The organism is Microcella indica, assembly GCF_013414345.1.
Lineage (GTDB): Bacteria > Actinomycetota > Actinomycetes > Actinomycetales > Microbacteriaceae > Microcella > Microcella indica.
The window spans coordinates 1009918-1025564 of the sequence record NZ_CP058670.1; the positions used below are offsets into that span (position 1 = coordinate 1009918).

Sequence of the window (15647 nt, forward strand, 5' to 3'; positions counted from 1 at the left end):
GCCAGCAGATCATGCGGGCGACCGGATGCCCGACTCGACCCCCGGTGCTCTCGAGGTGGTGCCCGTGGCGGAGGGTCGCGAGCTGCCCGCCCTGCTCACGGCTCTCAAGGCCCACCTGGAGCACTTCGGCCCCGACGAGGTGGTCGTGCTGAGCCCGTTCGGCGATCAGTCGTCGCTCGTGGGGCGCTTTCTCGCTCGTGAGCCCGCGAACAAGGAGGAGCGGCAGCTGCGCGAGCTGCTGTCGGGGGAGCGCGCGGTCGCGTGGCGTTCCATCTTCAAAGGCAAGGGTCTGGATGCTGCTGCCGTAGTGCTGACCGACATCACGCCCGACGCCGCGGCCTGGGCCGACGAGCGCCGCCTCAGCTGGAACGACCTGCTCTACGTCGGCATGACGCGCGCGCAGTACGGCTGCACGGTGCTGAGGTCGCAGGGCGCGCCGTGGAGTGGCGAGCTCGACGCCGAGCTCGGGGCGGCGCGCGTCGAGGCCGCGCGGCCCGGCGTGCGCGAGGGGATGCGAACCGTCGGCGGTGCGTCGAGTGCTGGCACCGCGGCGGCGATGGCTCGGATGGTGGCGCGCACGGGCTGAGTCACGGCGGGCGAGCTACCTCGACGTGCTCGACGCGCTGCTCGTGGTCGGGCTGGCGCAGTCTCCGGTCTTCATCACCGGAGACTTGGACCACCAGGTGATCTACCGCCGCCACGAAGGCACCGATGAGGCGACGGATGCTCCGTCCGCCCCGCGCGCAACCATCCTGTGCCGCGTGCCGGGCCTCATGCAGCTGCGCCTGACCTCGAACGTGCGCACGACTCACGAGGTGGCGCGCTTCGTGGCCGAGCTCATCGGCGAGCCGACCCTCTGCAGCGAGCACTGTCGCAGCGACGACGATCAGGTCTCGGTCGAGCGTCACACCTTCGCGACCATGGATGAGCAGCAGCGTCTGCTCGCCGACGCCGTCGAGCGCATCCTGTCGGAGCCGTTCACGGTGCGCGAGCTGGTGATTCTGTCGCCCTACGCCCGCGAGCGGTCGGCTGCCGGCCAGGCGCTCGCTGACCCGACGGCGGATGCCCGCCTCACCTCACGCCTCGGTACGAGCATCGACGACGCGACGCGCATTCGGTGGGGGAGCATCCACGAGTTCAAGGGTCTCGAGGCGCCCGCGGTGATTCTCACGGACGTCGACCTGTCGAAGGGCTACCACCACGATCTGCTCTATGTGGGGGCGTCGCGCGCGACCGATCGGCTGGTGATGCTGGAGGAGCCACTATCCTGACACTTCAGATGCGTTCAGGCATCTCGTTCTTGACGTAGACCGGGTTGGCATTCGTTGCGTAGTACGCCAACCACGCATCACGGAGAGCCTCGTCCTCCACGTCGCGACCAACAAAGATGTACCCATTGCCGCTGTGAGTCTCGATCGCGCCCCACCCGCCATGTGCGTCCGCGAACGCCTGCGTCAGCTCGCCCCAGGTGGGTTTGAGGTGCTGGGTGTCTGCCTGGTGCTTTTGATTGATCAGTTCACCAGTTCGCGCGCAGTACACGGGAGGCATGCCATCAGCGAAGTCTGCATCTCGCCGTCGAATACGCCCCGAGTCGAGGGCAAAGGCGAGCGCGCTCTTCACATTCGCCGCCTCCGAGGGGCTGTCGATAACGTGGCGATAGCTCCAGTCTCGTTCCGTGCCATCAGACCGAACCACGATGATCGCTCTTTGGCTCCGAGACACCGCCTCCTTGCCCGGCAGGCGCCAGGTCTCTTCGACATAGAAGTGGTCGATCCCAGGGCCGATCTTCTCCGCAGCATCAGAATGAAGTTCCAGCACCTCACGAAGGACCTGGTCATTCGTCCCTGATGGGATGGGCGTCCTCACCGGGTAAGTGTGGAGGATTTCGTCCCGAATGTAGTTCTTCGCCTCGGTTCGGCTTCGAAACGTTCTCGACGGAATCACGAACGGTATTGCCATCAGGCCCTCATTTCATTGCTCGAAGGTGGGTGTTCTTGGGCTCGGGAAGTCGCGGCAAACTTAGTTCGAATCGCGCAGAGAACTCGTCTTGATTCAGTGCAACCACTCGCGCAAGTTCGTCGAACGAGTAGCCATGTTCAGTGAGATGGACAGTAATCAGCGACGACATCACTGTGGGATGGTCGTGCGGCACGTCCACAGGCTCCGCCTTTCGCCAGCCCTTTTGGGACATAGAGACCATCAGACTCTTGTAACGATTTTCATCAATCACGCCTAGATCTCGAGCACGCCGGATCAATGCACTGATGGCAACGCGCCAGACGACCTTCAATTGCGCGGCGCGCGCGAGAGTGATTCCCTTCAACGCGGTACGAATCTCCGCAGCAGGCATCAAGAATTCGGCAGCGAATGAATCCGCCTCTCGCTCGGCCTCGTCGGTTGTCACCAGCACGGAGTGCATGACGAGGTGACCGAGTTCATGGGCAAGCGTGAATCGCTCGCGATCGGCTGGCAGTCCCTTGTTCAGGATGATGAGCGCAGGATAAGTCCCGACGTTGTCGAGGCTTATCGCGGCAATCTTGGGGGATTCAAGATTGCCGCGAACCACGATGACTCCGGCAAGTTCCAGCGCAGCCGCCATGTCGCGAATAGGCCCCATTGGCAGACGCCACAGTGCACGAACCGCCCGAGCGACCTCGGCCGGGCTACCGTGCTCCTCGACGTCAAGCGACGGCACCACATACTGGGAGTCGATCTCAATCGAGCGCAGCAGCCTATCGAGGCGCATCCGGGTGAGATTCACCTGCGCCTGGATCTTCCGAAGCGTGGTCTGCGGAAGCGCCTGCTGTTTGCGGTGGTAGAAGGCGGCACTCCCGAAGCCGTAAATCGGGTCTGTCCAGCTGAACGCTTCCAAGGGGTAGTCCAGCGCATCGGCGAGCTTCTGAAGCCTGGCCTCGTCAATCGCTGCCAATCCATTCTCCATCTTGGAGAGGGTCGGCTGCGGTATTCCAGCCAGCTTCGCGAGCTGCGCTCCGCTGTATCCCCGTGATTCGCGCAGAAGAGTCAACATCTGCGGATTCATTGGTCCTACCCTTCGACTTCTTCGCGTGCTGCGGGTCGCGTGCTGCGGACCGGGGGGCCCTGTGGCTGGTCAACGCGAACCGGCAAGACCGGCGCGAGACCCTCATCCCGCAGGTCGATCTGCCAGATGACACGTCCGTCGTAGGTACAGGCGATCGCGAGCACATCGAGACCGATGCCGAGTTCGTCGGGGAGATACCCGGCGACGATGTAGGTAGCAGCGGTCCCATCGAGAACGACCTGCTGTAACTCGAACTCGAGGCGCTGCTGGGTCGGGATGCCGGCCGTCCCGAGCTTTCGGCTGCGGAATTTCTTGAAACGAAGGATCAGGCGTCCATCGTCTAGTGAGACAGTAAGCATCTGCCCCTTGCGGACGGCGGGGATATTCTGTGCGTCGAAGTATGCCTCGGCGTGGAAAGTGATCCGGTCGTAGACCATGTTCGCTCGGGTGGTTGCTCGCGACGTCGCGAGCATAGGCGCAGCAGCAACCGACTCGTGCCAGTCGACCCAGCCCTGTTCGAGGAAACCACGGAGGGCGCCGAGGTGAGGCGCGAGGATGGCTTCGGCATCCTGTCGGGAGAGAAGTTCGTCGATCACGGTCCGATTCTGGTGTATAAATTCTTGCCTGTCAAATATTCGTGAAGTATTCGGGTGTGTCCAGGACCTGGTTCACCGTTGGTGGGCCGAACTATGAGGGGAGCGCCGCGCCGACGGAATCTGGAACAGGCGCATTAGCAATCAGGGCCGGCGCGGGTTGTTGCCAAAGTGCTTACAGGACAGCGATCCGCGGGTCGGACTCGTCGATCGATGAAGCTCGCGCGAAGAAATTTGAGCCCTTGTCGTTGAATAGCCCCGCTTCGGCGCCACACCAAGGTAGGTTCGAATCCAACTAGCTGCACCAGAGGAGAAGTGATGGCTCGTATTCATGAGCTACTGGCCCAGCTTCGGGCACAAGCCCCAGCCCTCGCGCAAGATATCCAGCGGGAGGTTGATGCCCTGCAGGATCGTCGTGCATTCGGACTGAATTTCGAGCGGCACGCTCCGGAAGCGGTTGAGCTACCCGGGCGGCGGGTGCGGGTGGGGGACAAGGTTCGAGTGCTCTCGCCACGCGGTGAGACACCGACCGCCGCCAACCGGTCACTGTTCCGGGTCACCTCGATCGGACGGAGCGAACGCGGACGGCTTGCGTCGCTAGTGCCTCTTGGTCCCGAGTTCGAGGGCTTGGACGAGGCTGAGATCAAACATGCTGTGGCTGTCGATGACCTCGTCGTCGTCGCGGAGTTCCGTGATCCTATCTACCCAGGACTGGTCTCGACCGGCAAGGTCGAGCGCGGAGGTGGGTCCCAGGGCGAACCCGGCAACAAGCCTTACCACGCGGTCATCAGCGCCGAGAACTTTCACGCCCTTCAGTCGCTGCTATTTACCCACCGGGGCAAGGTTGATGCAATCTATATCGACCCGCCGTATAACACCGGCGCGCGCGACTGGAAGTACAACAACGACTATGTCGAGGGTGATGACCTTTACCGTCACTCCAAGTGGCTTGCGTTCATCGAGCGTCGCCTACTTCTTGCCAAAGAGCTGCTGAACCCAGACGACTCGGTTCTCATAGTGACCATCGACGAGAAGGAGTACCTCCGTCTAGGACTCTTGCTGGAACAGGTGTTCCCCGAAGCTCGAATCCAAATGGCCACAGACGTCATCAATCCGCGCGCGGGTGTCGCGAGACCGGGGGCCTTCACTCGGACCGAAGAGTACGTTTACTACGTCTTGGTTGGCGAGCAGTCTGCCGTGGTTCCGGCCATTCAGAGCACGGGGGAGCCGCTCCCGCAAAGAAACACGGCACCAATCTGGTTCTCGCTTATGCGCACTGGATCTAACAGTGCAAGACGAGACCGACCCAATCTGTTCTATCCCGTGTGGGTTCGTGGAGATGGCTCACTGCATTCAGTAGGTGACTCCACCCCTCTATCAGTCGAACGAGACTCGGTAACCAAGCCAGACGCTGAAGAAAGTCTTACTGCGGTGTGGCCCATCCGGCCAAGTGGTGACGAGAACACTTGGCAGCTTGGGCCAGCGGCACTGCGCCTTGCGCTTGCCGAAGGCACCGCGCGCATCAACGCTTCCGGCTCCCGGTTCACGATCAACTATCTCCGAACCGCGGAGAAGAAGCGGATTGAGGCCGGTGAAATCGAGGTTCTTGGGAAGGACGAACGGGGTGCACTCATTCTTCGTCACAAGGAAGGTGTTGTGCGAATGACTGCACCGCGATCCGTATGGCAACTCCGCTCTCACGATGCGGGCCTATACGGGTCGTCCCTTCTTTCGGCTCTCATCCCAGGACGGAAGTTTCCATACCCGAAGTCCCTCTACGCAACCGAGGACGCTCTGAGGTTCGTCATTGGTGCGAAGCCTGAAGCGATAGTTGTGGACTTCTTCTCCGGCTCTGGCACGACTGCCCATGCGGTTATGCGCCTAAATCAGCAGGACGAGGGCCGCCGCGTTTCAATCTCGATCACGAACAACGAGGTCAGTGCCGACGAACAGGCGGATCTGACGAAAGAGGGCTTCCGTCCTGGGGACCCAGAGTGGGAGCGCTGGGGCATCTGCGATTACGTGACCAAGCCGCGAATCCGCGCAGCGATAACTGGAACCACCCCCGATGGCCGCGATGTATCGGGCGACTACAAGTTCGCACATGAGGCCCCGATGGCCGACGGCTTCGAGGAGAATGTGGAGTTCTTCACCCTCACATATGAGACCCCGATGCGGGTGCAGTCGAATCGAGAGTTCTCGCGGATCGCTCCCTTCCTATGGCTACGCGCCGGGTCGCGTGGCAGACGAATCGACTCACTTGTCAACGGGTGGGACGTCACTGACGCGTACGGGGTGCTTGAAGATCTCGACAGGGCCGACGAGTTCCTCGAGGCGATGAACTCCGCGCCAGACGCGCGTATCGCGTACATCGTCACTGATGAAGATCGGCTATTCGAAGCAGTTACCCGCGACTTGCCTATTGGGGTCGAGCCCGTCCGTATGTACCAGTCCTAGCTTTCCAACTTTGAGATCGACGCGATGCGGAGAGTCCGATGAAATTCTCGCTGAAGGACTATCAGCGCGACGCGGTTATTCAGGTGCTTGACAACCTTGAGCGCGCGAAGAGGAAGTACCACGAGGACCACAAAGAGACCTCTTTCACGCTTACCGCGACGACGGGCGCGGGCAAGACCGTGATGGCCGCCGCGGCGATCGAGGCGCTCTTCTATGGAAACGACGAGCTTGATTTCGACCCCGACCCGGGCGCTGTAGTCATCTGGTTCTCGGACGACCCGAACCTCAACGATCAGACCCGCATGCGGCTCATGCAGGCCTCCGAGAAGCTCGACCACAGCCGACTCGTGACTATCGAGTATCCCTTTTCCATGCCGCAGCTCGAGGCGGGCAAGGTGTACTTCTTGAACACCGGAAAGCTCACCGCAAACTCGAGACTCACGCAGAAAGCTGCCCGAGCTCGCGCTGTTGAGGCGACCGGGCAGTCGTCCTTCCTCGCCCCTGACGACCTTGCGTGGACGATTTGGGAGACTCTCGCGAACACGATCGACGATGACGGGCTGTCTGTCTACTTGGTCATCGACGAAGCACACCGCGGCTTCAACACAAGGGCTAGCAGGGACAAGCCGACGATCGTCAAGGGCCTCGTCGACGGCACCGAGACCGGTCTGCCAATCCCGGTCGTTTGGGGCATCTCTGCAACGAGCAAGCACTTCGACGAGGCAATGAGCGAGGCAGACCTGGCCGCCGAACGGGAACAGCTGCCAGCCGTCACCGTCGACCCGGCCCGCGTCCAAGCGTCCGGCCTCATCAAGGACAAGATCGTCCTCGATATCCCAGCTGAAGCCGGCAACCTTGCGACCGCGCTCGCGAGTCACGCCGCCCAGAAGCTTAAGCACTCAGCCGACCGCTGGGGGAAGTACCTCGAGGCGCAGGCGAAGCTGCCGGGCGAAAAGTCGCCCGAGGCGGTCGTGCCGCTCCTTGTCATGCAGATCCCGAACGACGCTGCCGAGGAGCATCTCGACGAGGTCGGCCTCTGGCTCGACACGATCGCAGCTGGCCTCGGTGACATCAGCTCGATCCATGTCCGCCACGTGCTCGGCGACCACAGGACGATGACGTTTGGCTCCTGGGACGTTGAGTGGATTGAGCCACAGCGAGTTCAGGAGGCCACCCAGGTTCGTGTCCTCATCGCGAAGGACGCGATCTCGACTGGCTGGGACTGCCCGCGGGCCGAAGTTCTGCTGTCGTTCCGGCCGGCGAGGGACCACACACACATCGCGCAGCTCCTCGGCCGGATGGTCCGCACCCCGCTCGCACGCCGCATCCCCGGTGACGAACGACTCAATTCCGTCGACTGCATCCTGCCGCATTTCGACCGCACCACCGCGGGCAATGTTGCGAAGTTCCTGACAGGCCTCATCGACGAGATGCCCGGAGGGCCAACGATTGAGGTGTTGCTCGATGGGCGCGAGCTCGCGCCGAATCCGCACGTGCCCGCCGCGGTTTGGGAGCGCCTCGACGCTCTGCCGTCGTACGTCGTACCGCAGCGCGGCGCACGGCCTGTCAAGCAGTTGGTGAGCCTCGCGCAGGCGCTCGCTGCCGATGGGCTGAAGGGCGGCGCGATCAAGTCGGTGGAGAAGCAGATGCATATCACCCTTGATGGCTTCGCCGAGCGCTACGACGGACAGCTGCGAAATGCCGAGGTTGAAGTGCGCACCGTCCGAGGAATGTCGATCGCCGGACGATTCGGCGGCGACAAGCTCACTTACGCCGACTTCACGATTCGGGCAGACGAGCGGGCGATCCGCGTCGCATTTGAGGATGCAAAGCGTGCCTTCGGTGCGGACATTGCACAGTCGTACGTTGACCACCTCGCTGGCGAAGATGACCCGGACGCGGACGACGATGGCCTTCGCGGCGCCTACGTGAGGGCCGCGGCACTAGCGACTATCGCGATCGTGCGCGAGAAAGTGGACGTCGCAGCGAAGGACCTCGTCGACGAGTGGTTCGCCGACCATCGCGTGGCACTTCTTGGCCTCTCCGACGAGAGACGAGAGGTGTACGACGAAATTCGCGCACAGGCTGTCGAACCGCAGTTGCAGCCTCTCCACCGGCCACGAAACCGTATGGCCGACTTCAAGGAGCTCGATGGCGACCAGATACGTGACGCGGATACGATAGACAAGCATCTGATGTCGGACGAGGCTGGCTGGTACCCGATCACGAAGCTGAACGACTGGGAGAAGGCGGTCATCCAGAAGGAGGTTGCCCGCCTCGATTGCGTCGGCTGGTACCGAAACCCTTCTGTCTCCTCCGCCGATTCCCTCGGCGTCACATACCGCGACGGGGTCGGCAACTGGCGTGCCATGCATCCAGACTTCATGCTCTTCAACGACGTAAATGGTCAGATCAAGCCGTCCATCGTTGACCCTCACAGCACCCACCTCGATGACGCGTTAGTGAAGCTGAGAGGCCTCGCGGGATACGCGCAGACGCACGCCAACGACTTTCATCGGATCGACTCAATCGCAAACGGGACAGGTGGCGAACTCCGCGTCCTCGACCTGAAGGACGAGGCAGTCCGAGACTCGGTCATGCACTCGAAGCTCTCCGCCGCCGAAATCTTCGCCGCCCAAGGGAGGAAGTACGCGTGACCATGCCAGCTTCGATTGGATTCACGACTGCCCAGGCGGACGCAATATCTGAGGTGTCGAACCCCCTGCAGCTCATCGCCTGCGCCGGATCTGGGAAGACCGAGGTGCTCGCCCAACGGATCGCGAACATCCTCCAGCAGCCGGGCGTTCAGCCAAGGAACGTCATCGCCTTCACGTTCACCGAAAAAGCCGCGGCAGAGTTGAAGGAGCGCATTCACCGCACGGTTAACGCGGCGATTCCGGACATAGTCGGCATGGCCGAAATGTACGTCGGCACCATGCACGGCTATTGCCTCGACATGCTCCAGACGTACATACCAGAGACATTCAAGTACGGAGTGCTCACCGACATTACGCAGCAGCTGCTCATCGATCGGATGAGTGTGAAGTCTGGGCTCACCACCTGCACAAAGGCCGTCGGCGGTACCGTCTCCACATTGTCCCGATTCAAGGACACCCGCTACTACAAGGGCGCACTATCTATCCTTCAGGAAGACGACGTCACCTTCGGGCTAGTACCTGACGCGGTCAAAGCTTCGCTCGCGTCGTATCAGAATCTGCTGACTGAGCAGCGCTACTTCGACTACACGTCGATGATGGTCGAGGCCGTCCGGTTTCTGGAACGATCTCAGACTGGCCCGATTCTTGACACAGCAGAGCAGTCTTTGCGGGATCACATTGAGCGCGACGTCAAGTTTGTGATCGTTGACGAGTACCAGGACGTAAATCCGATCCAAGAGAAACTCGTCCAACGACTCGTTCACTTTGGCGCGAACCTCTGTGTCGTTGGTGATGATGACCAGACGATCTATCAATGGCGTGGATCCGAGGTGCGCAACATCATTGACTTCACCTCCCGATATGCGGGCGTGCGGTCCATCCGACTCGAAGAGAACTTCCGCTCCTCGAAGGGCGTTGTCGAGCTCGGCCGCTCGGTGGCCGAGAGGCTTGACTCTGCCGAGCGGCTGCCGAAGAAGATGCTTTACGCCTCTCACCAGACCTGGGAACGCGGGGACATGCTTGCCCTCCAGTTCGAGGACGCCCGCGAGGAGGCTGCCTGGATCGCCGAGCGGATCCAGGACCTTCAGGGGCTGCCGTTTCAGGATCGCCCCACCAGCGAACCTCGTGGCCTCTCATGGTCCGATTGTGCGGTCCTGTTCCGGTCGGTGAAGGACGCCGACGCACTAGTTGACGAGTTCCGCCGACTGAATGTTCCCTTCATCATCAAAGGTCTTGCGCGGCTCTTCGATGGAGTCGAGATTCAAGCCTGCGTGGGGATCTTCCGTTACGTGCTCGGGAAGATTGGCGAGCCTGAGCTGCGTGACCTGTGGGATGCGGCATCGCTCATTCCGGGCCCGTCTCTCTGGCCAGGCGCCATGAAAGTTCTCGATGACGGCGCCGACTTCACAAGGAGCACCGCGTGGGGCGCCTACAACATCCAGCGGCTGTTCCTGAAGTTCCTGGAAGCTCTCGACCTTCACGAAGGAACGATCGCTCCTGCGGACTCGAGACGGGCCGAGCTTGTCATGTACCAGCTCGGCAAGTTTTCGCAGGTGATTTCCGATTTCGAGGCAATCCATTTCTCCTCAGACCCCGCGCGCAAGTACGAGTCCTTCGAGGGATTCCTGACCTACCAAGCCCCGAACGTCTACGAGGAGTCGGACGAAGACGCCGGCTATGTCGCTCCCGACGCCGTAGTGATCTCCACCGTTCACCGCGCCAAGGGACTCCAATGGCCAGCTGTCTTCGTGCCGTTTCTTCGCGCCAACCGCTTCCCAATGAAGGCGCCCGGCGGAACGCAAACGATCCCACACATCATTCCGATCGAAGCGGTTCCGAACGGTGCTCGATACAAGACGAACCGGTCGGACGAGACGCGACTCTTCTACGTCGCGGTGACCAGGGCCCAGAAGTACCTTTACTGCACCTACTCTCCAGGCGACTCGGCCATGTATCGACGAGCCTCTGAGTTCTACCTTCACTGCACCGCTTCAGCTTGGATGTCCACAACTGACGAGGGGCTTCCCACCGCGGTTCGACTCGACCCGACGCCCAAGAGGGATACCCCCAACATCGGGGTGTCGTTCTCCGAACTGAAGTACTTGATCGAATGTCCCTACCAGTTCAAGCTCCGATTCATGTACGGCTTCAATCCGCCAATTCATGAGGCACTCGGCTACGGCAAGGGGCTCCATGACGCTCTTGCCGAGATGCACAAGAGGGCGCTTGCTGGCGATGTTCCTGACCGGTCAGAGGCGGAGTCGCTCGTTGACCGACACCTGCACACTCCGTATGCCTACCCGACGCTTCGAGCGGAGCTCCGACGCGCAGCAGTCGATGCCGTCGAGCGTTACTTCGACCGGCATGGTGCAGATCTCACGCGAACAATCCACTCTGAGAAGGTCATCGAGGTCGAGATTTCTCCCGGCGTCACCGTCAACGGTCGTATCGACCTGATCAAGTCACTTGAGACCGGTGAGACTGCAATCGTGGATTTCAAGTCCACGAAGGATTCGCAGTCAGAGAGTGTGACAAGGGACCAGCTGTCGATCTACGCGCTTGGCTACCAACAGCTCACTGGAGAGGACGCTGATCGCGTTCAGATCCTGAACCTCGATGATCAGGGCAAATCCACCAACGATCCCGTGAGCCCTGACCTCGTAGCTGCCATCAAGGCGAAGGTTGATGGTGTCGCCGAGGACATCCGAGCAAATCACTTTGCCTGTGATCACGATCACGCGAAGGAGGCCGCCTTTGACGACTTGGTGTGGCTCACGGCAGGTGGTCAGTCCTTCTGACGCTCACGGAATGGACGGTCAGCGCGGAGGATTCATCATTTGCCTGGGGCTGGCAGGGCCCCCGGCTCTCGCGGTACTTCATGAGTCTCTCGATCAGCGCTATCCCAGCCCGGTCTGGCGTCACGGTGGCAGCCTCCAGCGGTTCAAAGACATCAAGGCGCGGTTGTCGACCAAGATGGACGACGATGGCTTGAGCAGCACTGCGAGACGGAGTTCGACCGCATTCGGGGCTCTTCGCAATCAAGCGGGTAGGTGGGGTCTGAATCCGCCGCTTTCGAGCAGGCTGCGGGCGATGTAGTTGCTGAGGTTGCGGAAGCCGAGCGCACTGCCGCGGAGGTGTTCGAGTCGGCCGTTGATCGCCTCGGTTGGACCGTTCGAGGTGCCGGGCAGGTCGAAATAGGCCAGCACGTCGCCGGCGCGGCGATGCAGGGTGCGGCCGAGCTTGCCCAGCTCGACGAGGACTTCGGGAACGCCGTGACGCAGCGAGTCGATCACCGCTTGCAGGGCTCGGCGCCCGGCGGCTCGGTCGGGGTGCCGGTAGGCGGCGACGATGCTCTGGTAGACGGCCCAGGTGGTCTCGACCTCGACATGCTCGTCGATGGCGAACACCGCCTCGATGCGGGCGCGCTGTCGGTCGGTGAGGAACGCTTCCCCGGTGTGCAGGGCGCGGCGAACACCATAGAGCGGATCGCCGGCGTGGCCGCGGTGGCCGAGGGTGTGCTGTTGGACGCGTTGCCGGGTGCGGTCGAGGGCGTCGCCGGCGAGCTGGACGACGTGGAACGGGTCCATCACCTCGATCGCGTCGGGGAGGGCTTCGGCGGCGGCGGTCTTGAAGCCGGTGAACCCATCCATCGCGACCACCTCGATCCCGGCCCGGAACGCCGGGGACTGCTGCTCGAGCCAGGTCTTGAACACCGGCTTCGATCGGCCCTCGACCATGTCCAGCAGCCGCGCCGGACCCGTCCCGTCACGCACCGGGGTCAGGTCGATGACCACGGTCACGTAGCGGTCCCCGAACCTCGTGTGCCGCCAGACGTGTTCATCGACACCGATCACGGTGACCCCATCGAAGCGGGCCGGATCGCCGATCAGCCTCCGACGGCCTTCCTCCAAAACAGCACTGTTGGCCGTGTGCCAGGACACCCCGAGCCGAGCTGCGACTCGGCTGATCGTGAGATGGTCCACGACGAGCGCGGTGAGCGCCCAGGTGAGCGCTCCACGGGACAGCTTCGACCTCGGCTCAGCCGCCGCGGTGCTGTCCTGCCGCCACGACCTGCCGCATCCCGAGCACCGGTAGCGGCGCACCCGCACCAGCAACGTCGTCGGCCGCTCGCCGAACGGGACATGCGCGAGCCGTCTCGCCTCGGTGCCGCGCGAGACACCCTCCGCCCCGCACCACCGGCACCACTGGTCCGGCTCCACGATCCGGCACTCCAACACCGCCCGATGTGCCTCGATCCGCTGCCCGGCGACCACGAGTCCGAGCTCCTCGAGACGGCAGAAGACAGTCAGATCGGCGGGGTCGAAGGTAGCGTTGAGCACGTCGAGGTCTTTCTCGGATGGTGAGCCTGAAGAACTTCCATCCTGGAAGACCTCGACCCTGTCTCCAGACCCCGACGCGCTACCGACCTACCCCCTCAACTGCGAAGAGCCGCATTCGGGTATAGGGCTTTTCCGCGGGCGTGCTCCGGGTGAGCCAGCGGCGCCTAGAACCCGCGCCCGATCTGCTGCAGCCGCTCAACTCGCTCCGCCACCGGCGGGTGCGAGCCGAGCCACTGCGCCAGCACACCCGAGCCGATCGTGTTGACGAAGAACAGCCCGCGCACCTCGAACGACGCGGCCTGCGCCGTCGTCGGGTGCGCCTGAATCGGGCTCATCCCAATCGGGGGTGTAGGAGTTGGGGTCTGAAGCCGCCGGTCTCGAGCAGGCTTCGGGCGATGTAGTTGGTCAGGTTGCGGAACCCGAGTGCGGAGCCGCGCAGGTGTTCGAGCCGTCCGTTGAGCGCCTCGGTCGGCCCGTTGCTGGTGCCGGGTCGTTCGAAGTAGGCGAGCACGTCAGCGGCTCGCTTCTTCAGGGTCCGGCCCAGGGTGGTGAGCTCGGTGAGCACCTTGGGGACGCCGGCGCTGAGGTCGGTGATCAGCTTCTCCATGAGCTCGCGGCCACGTTGCCGGTCCTCGTGGCGATAGGCGGCGATCATGCGCTGGTAGACACCCCAGCTCGCCTCGACCTCGACGTGAGCGTCATCAATGAACAGCGCGCGTAGCCTGTCGCTCTGCTTGTCGGTGAGCAGGTCCGCGCCGGTGTGCAGCGTGCGCCGCGACTTGTAGAGCGGATCGTCCCTGAACCCACGGTGCCCGTGGATCGCGAGTTGGACCCGGCGCCGGCACCTGTCGAGGGCGTCACCGGCCAGGCGCACGACGTGGAAGGGATCCATCACCGTGACCGCGTCCGGGATCTCCTCCGCAGCGGCGGTCTTGAACCCGGTGAAGCCGTCCATCGCGACCACCTCGACCGCGTCACGGAAGGCGTCGTCGCGGTCGGCGAGCCAGGTCTTGAACGCCGCCTTCGACCGGCCCTCGACCATGTCCAGCAGCCTTGCTGGGCCGGCGCCATCGCGGACCGGGGTGAGGTCGATGATCACGGTGACGTACTTGTCGCCACGCCTGGTGTGGCGCCAGACGTGCTCATCGACGCCAATCACCTTCACGCCCGCGAACCGCGTGGGGTCGTTGATCAGCAGCCGCTTGCCTTCGGCCAGGACCGCGTTGTTGGCGGTGTCCCACGCGACCCCGAGTCCCTCGGCGACACGGGCGACGGTGAGGTGTGCGACCACGATCCCTTCCAGCGCCCACCGCAGCCCGGTGCGCGAGAGCTTCGCGCGTGGCTCCGCCGCGGCGCTGGTGTCTTGGCGCCACACGTGTCCGCAGTCTGCACAGCGGTAGCGGCGCACTACAACTTCCAGCACGGTCGGTCGCCAGCCCAGCGGCTCGTGGGCCAACCGCCGGATCACGGTGTCACGAGCGGCGCCTTCGCTGCCGCACCGCCGGCACCACTGATCTGGTTCCACCACGCGGCACGCGAGGACCGCACGATCCGGTTCAAGTCGTTGCCCGATCACGCTCAGACCGAGGCCGTCGAGTCGAGCGAAGGCGGTCAGGTCAGGGCGGCCGAAGCCGGGCGGCGGGGTAGCGTCGGGCACGTCGAGGTCTTTCCGATGGATGGCGTAGGAACCTCCATCGTCGGGAGACCTCGACGTCTATCTGCGGACCGACGCGCCCGGCCGACCTACACCGTCATCTGAGAAGACCCCTGAATCGTCGTAAGCGCCCGCACGAGCCCCTCCGGAAAGCGCGTGAGCTCGACGCCGCTCGCGTCGGCGAGAAACTCGCGGCGACGCGACACCGCCGAGCTGATGAGGGGGCCGAGCACGAAGGCCACGACCGCGAAGGCGGTGCCGATGACGATCATCACGAGGCCGAGCATCCCGAGAATGAGACCCAGGCCGAACTTGAACTCGCTGATCACCGACTGCACCATTGCCCAGCCGAGCATGAGCAACACGCCGGCGAGCGAGGCGATTGAGCCGACGAGGGCGAAGGTCGTGAGGGTGACGCGTCCGTCGTGGTTGACGATGTGCGCCACCTCGTGTGCCACCACCGCCTCGAGCTCGCTGTCGTCGAGCAGGTCGAGGGCTCCGGTCGTGACGCCGATGACCGCGTTCTTCGGGCTGAGCGACGCGGCGAAGGCGTTGGGGGCGGGGTCGTCGATCACTCCGACGCGCGGCATCGGGATGCCCGCTCGAATCGCTGTCGTCTCCACCACCCGGTGCGGCCGGGGTTGTTGCTCGGCGTCCGCGGCCGCCCACCCGGCGGTGCTCGCGGCCGACGTCGTCGCGGTGCTGAGCGCCCACCACGCGTAGAGGGGACAGAAGATCAGCAGCAGCCAGAACGGCCACACCTCGCCGACCACCCACGCGCTGAACAGCCCGAGCCCGACCACGGCGACGCAGTAGAGCGCGATGAGCAGGATGCTCCACCGCTTGTTGCGCGCGATCTGCCGGTACATGGGATGAATCTACTTCGCTAGTGAGGTGGGGGCCGTG

12 protein-coding genes are annotated in these 15647 nt (G+C 63.2%); 5 read left to right on the forward strand and 7 right to left on the reverse strand.

Translation table 11 applies throughout. From position 1 onward, the window contains the following. The first annotated feature begins 25 nt into the window (after nucleotides 1-25). Nucleotides 26-586, forward strand: coding sequence for a hypothetical protein (locus tag HUJ41_RS04955; protein ID WP_179873599.1), 561 nt, complete (start codon nucleotides 26-28; stop codon nucleotides 584-586). A 25-nt stretch (nucleotides 587-611) separates the two neighbouring features. Next, a complete protein-coding gene (locus HUJ41_RS04960; RefSeq protein ID WP_179873600.1) occupies nucleotides 612-1271 on the forward strand; it encodes an ATP-binding domain-containing protein in 660 nt (219 codons plus the stop codon). A 4-nt stretch (nucleotides 1272-1275) separates the two neighbouring features. Here the strand turns inward: HUJ41_RS04960 and HUJ41_RS04965 are convergent, their stop codons facing one another. Genes HUJ41_RS04965 through HUJ41_RS04975 form a run of 3 tightly spaced genes read right to left on the reverse strand, consistent with a single transcriptional unit; the run spans nucleotide 1276 to nucleotide 3636 of the window. After that, complete coding sequence (locus tag HUJ41_RS04965) at nucleotides 1276-1959, reverse strand: DCL family protein (protein WP_179873601.1); 684 nt, start codon at nucleotides 1957-1959, stop codon at nucleotides 1276-1278. Nucleotides 1960-1966: 7 nt separating this feature from the next. Beyond that, nucleotides 1967-3040 (reverse strand): XRE family transcriptional regulator, encoded by a 1074-nt coding sequence (locus HUJ41_RS04970; RefSeq protein ID WP_179873602.1) that lies wholly within the window; start codon nucleotides 3038-3040, stop codon nucleotides 1967-1969. 5 nt (nucleotides 3041-3045) lie between these two features. After that, nucleotides 3046-3636 carry a hypothetical protein gene (locus HUJ41_RS04975; RefSeq protein ID WP_179873603.1) on the reverse strand — a complete coding sequence of 197 codons (591 nt, stop codon included), beginning with the start codon at nucleotides 3634-3636 and terminating at the stop codon, nucleotides 3046-3048. A 315-nt stretch (nucleotides 3637-3951) separates the two neighbouring features. On the opposite strand from HUJ41_RS04975, the gene HUJ41_RS04980 reads away from it, so the two are divergent. The 3 genes from HUJ41_RS04980 to HUJ41_RS04990 are packed head-to-tail and all read left to right on the forward strand — an operon-like array spanning nucleotide 3952 to nucleotide 11545. Next, nucleotides 3952-6090 (forward strand): site-specific DNA-methyltransferase, encoded by a 2139-nt coding sequence (locus HUJ41_RS04980; RefSeq protein WP_179873604.1) that lies wholly within the window; start codon nucleotides 3952-3954, stop codon nucleotides 6088-6090. A 38-nt stretch (nucleotides 6091-6128) separates the two neighbouring features. Beyond that, nucleotides 6129-8747: a DEAD/DEAH box helicase gene (locus HUJ41_RS04985; RefSeq protein ID WP_179873605.1), complete on the forward strand. Its 2619-nt coding sequence runs from the start codon at nucleotides 6129-6131 to the stop codon at nucleotides 8745-8747. Between the two features lie 2 nt (nucleotides 8748-8749). Continuing rightward, entirely contained in the window at nucleotides 8750-11545 is a 2796-nt protein-coding gene (locus HUJ41_RS04990) for an ATP-dependent helicase (RefSeq protein ID WP_179873878.1), read from the forward strand. A gap of 240 nt (nucleotides 11546-11785) precedes the next feature. Here HUJ41_RS04990 and HUJ41_RS04995 read toward each other — a convergent pair whose 3' ends face one another. The 4 genes from HUJ41_RS04995 to HUJ41_RS05010 all read right to left on the reverse strand — a co-directional run bounded on the left by HUJ41_RS04995 (nucleotide 11786) and on the right by HUJ41_RS05010 (nucleotide 15610). Continuing rightward, nucleotides 11786-13087: an ISL3 family transposase gene (locus HUJ41_RS04995; protein WP_179872018.1), complete on the reverse strand. Its 1302-nt coding sequence runs from the start codon at nucleotides 13085-13087 to the stop codon at nucleotides 11786-11788. 164 nt (nucleotides 13088-13251) lie between these two features. Next, complete coding sequence (locus HUJ41_RS05000; RefSeq protein ID WP_179873606.1) at nucleotides 13252-13422, reverse strand: hypothetical protein; 171 nt, start codon at nucleotides 13420-13422, stop codon at nucleotides 13252-13254. Continuing rightward, the gene (locus HUJ41_RS05005) at nucleotides 13419-14744 is read right to left on the reverse strand and encodes an ISL3-like element ISPfr2 family transposase (RefSeq protein ID WP_179873607.1); all 1326 of its coding nucleotides are present in this window, start codon (nucleotides 14742-14744) and stop codon (nucleotides 13419-13421) included. Before HUJ41_RS05005 ends, HUJ41_RS05000 begins: the two co-directional genes overlap by 4 nt. An 86-nt stretch (nucleotides 14745-14830) precedes the next feature. Beyond that, a complete protein-coding gene (locus HUJ41_RS05010; protein WP_179873608.1) occupies nucleotides 14831-15610 on the reverse strand; it encodes a M48 family metalloprotease in 780 nt (259 codons plus the stop codon). Nucleotides 15611-15647 lie beyond the last annotated feature (37 nt).

Excerpts from the sequence above, each read along its gene's own strand:
- HUJ41_RS04980 (WP_179873604.1), top strand. The coding sequence starts at position 3,952 with ATGGCTCGTATTCATGAGCTACTGGCCCAGCTTCGGGCACAAGCCCCA.
- HUJ41_RS04965 (WP_179873601.1), bottom strand. The coding sequence starts at position 1,959 with ATGGCAATACCGTTCGTGATTCCGTCGAGAACGTTTCGAAGCCGAACC.
- HUJ41_RS05010 (WP_179873608.1), bottom strand. The coding sequence starts at position 15,610 with ATGTACCGGCAGATCGCGCGCAACAAGCGGTGGAGCATCCTGCTCATC.
- HUJ41_RS04970 (WP_179873602.1), bottom strand. The coding sequence starts at position 3,040 with ATGAATCCGCAGATGTTGACTCTTCTGCGCGAATCACGGGGATACAGC.
- HUJ41_RS04955 (WP_179873599.1), top strand. The coding sequence starts at position 26 with ATGCCCGACTCGACCCCCGGTGCTCTCGAGGTGGTGCCCGTGGCGGAG.
- HUJ41_RS05000 (WP_179873606.1), bottom strand. The coding sequence starts at position 13,422 with ATGAGCCCGATTCAGGCGCACCCGACGACGGCGCAGGCCGCGTCGTTC.
- HUJ41_RS04985 (WP_179873605.1), top strand. The coding sequence starts at position 6,129 with ATGAAATTCTCGCTGAAGGACTATCAGCGCGACGCGGTTATTCAGGTG.
- HUJ41_RS04990 (WP_179873878.1), top strand. The coding sequence starts at position 8,750 with ATGCCAGCTTCGATTGGATTCACGACTGCCCAGGCGGACGCAATATCT.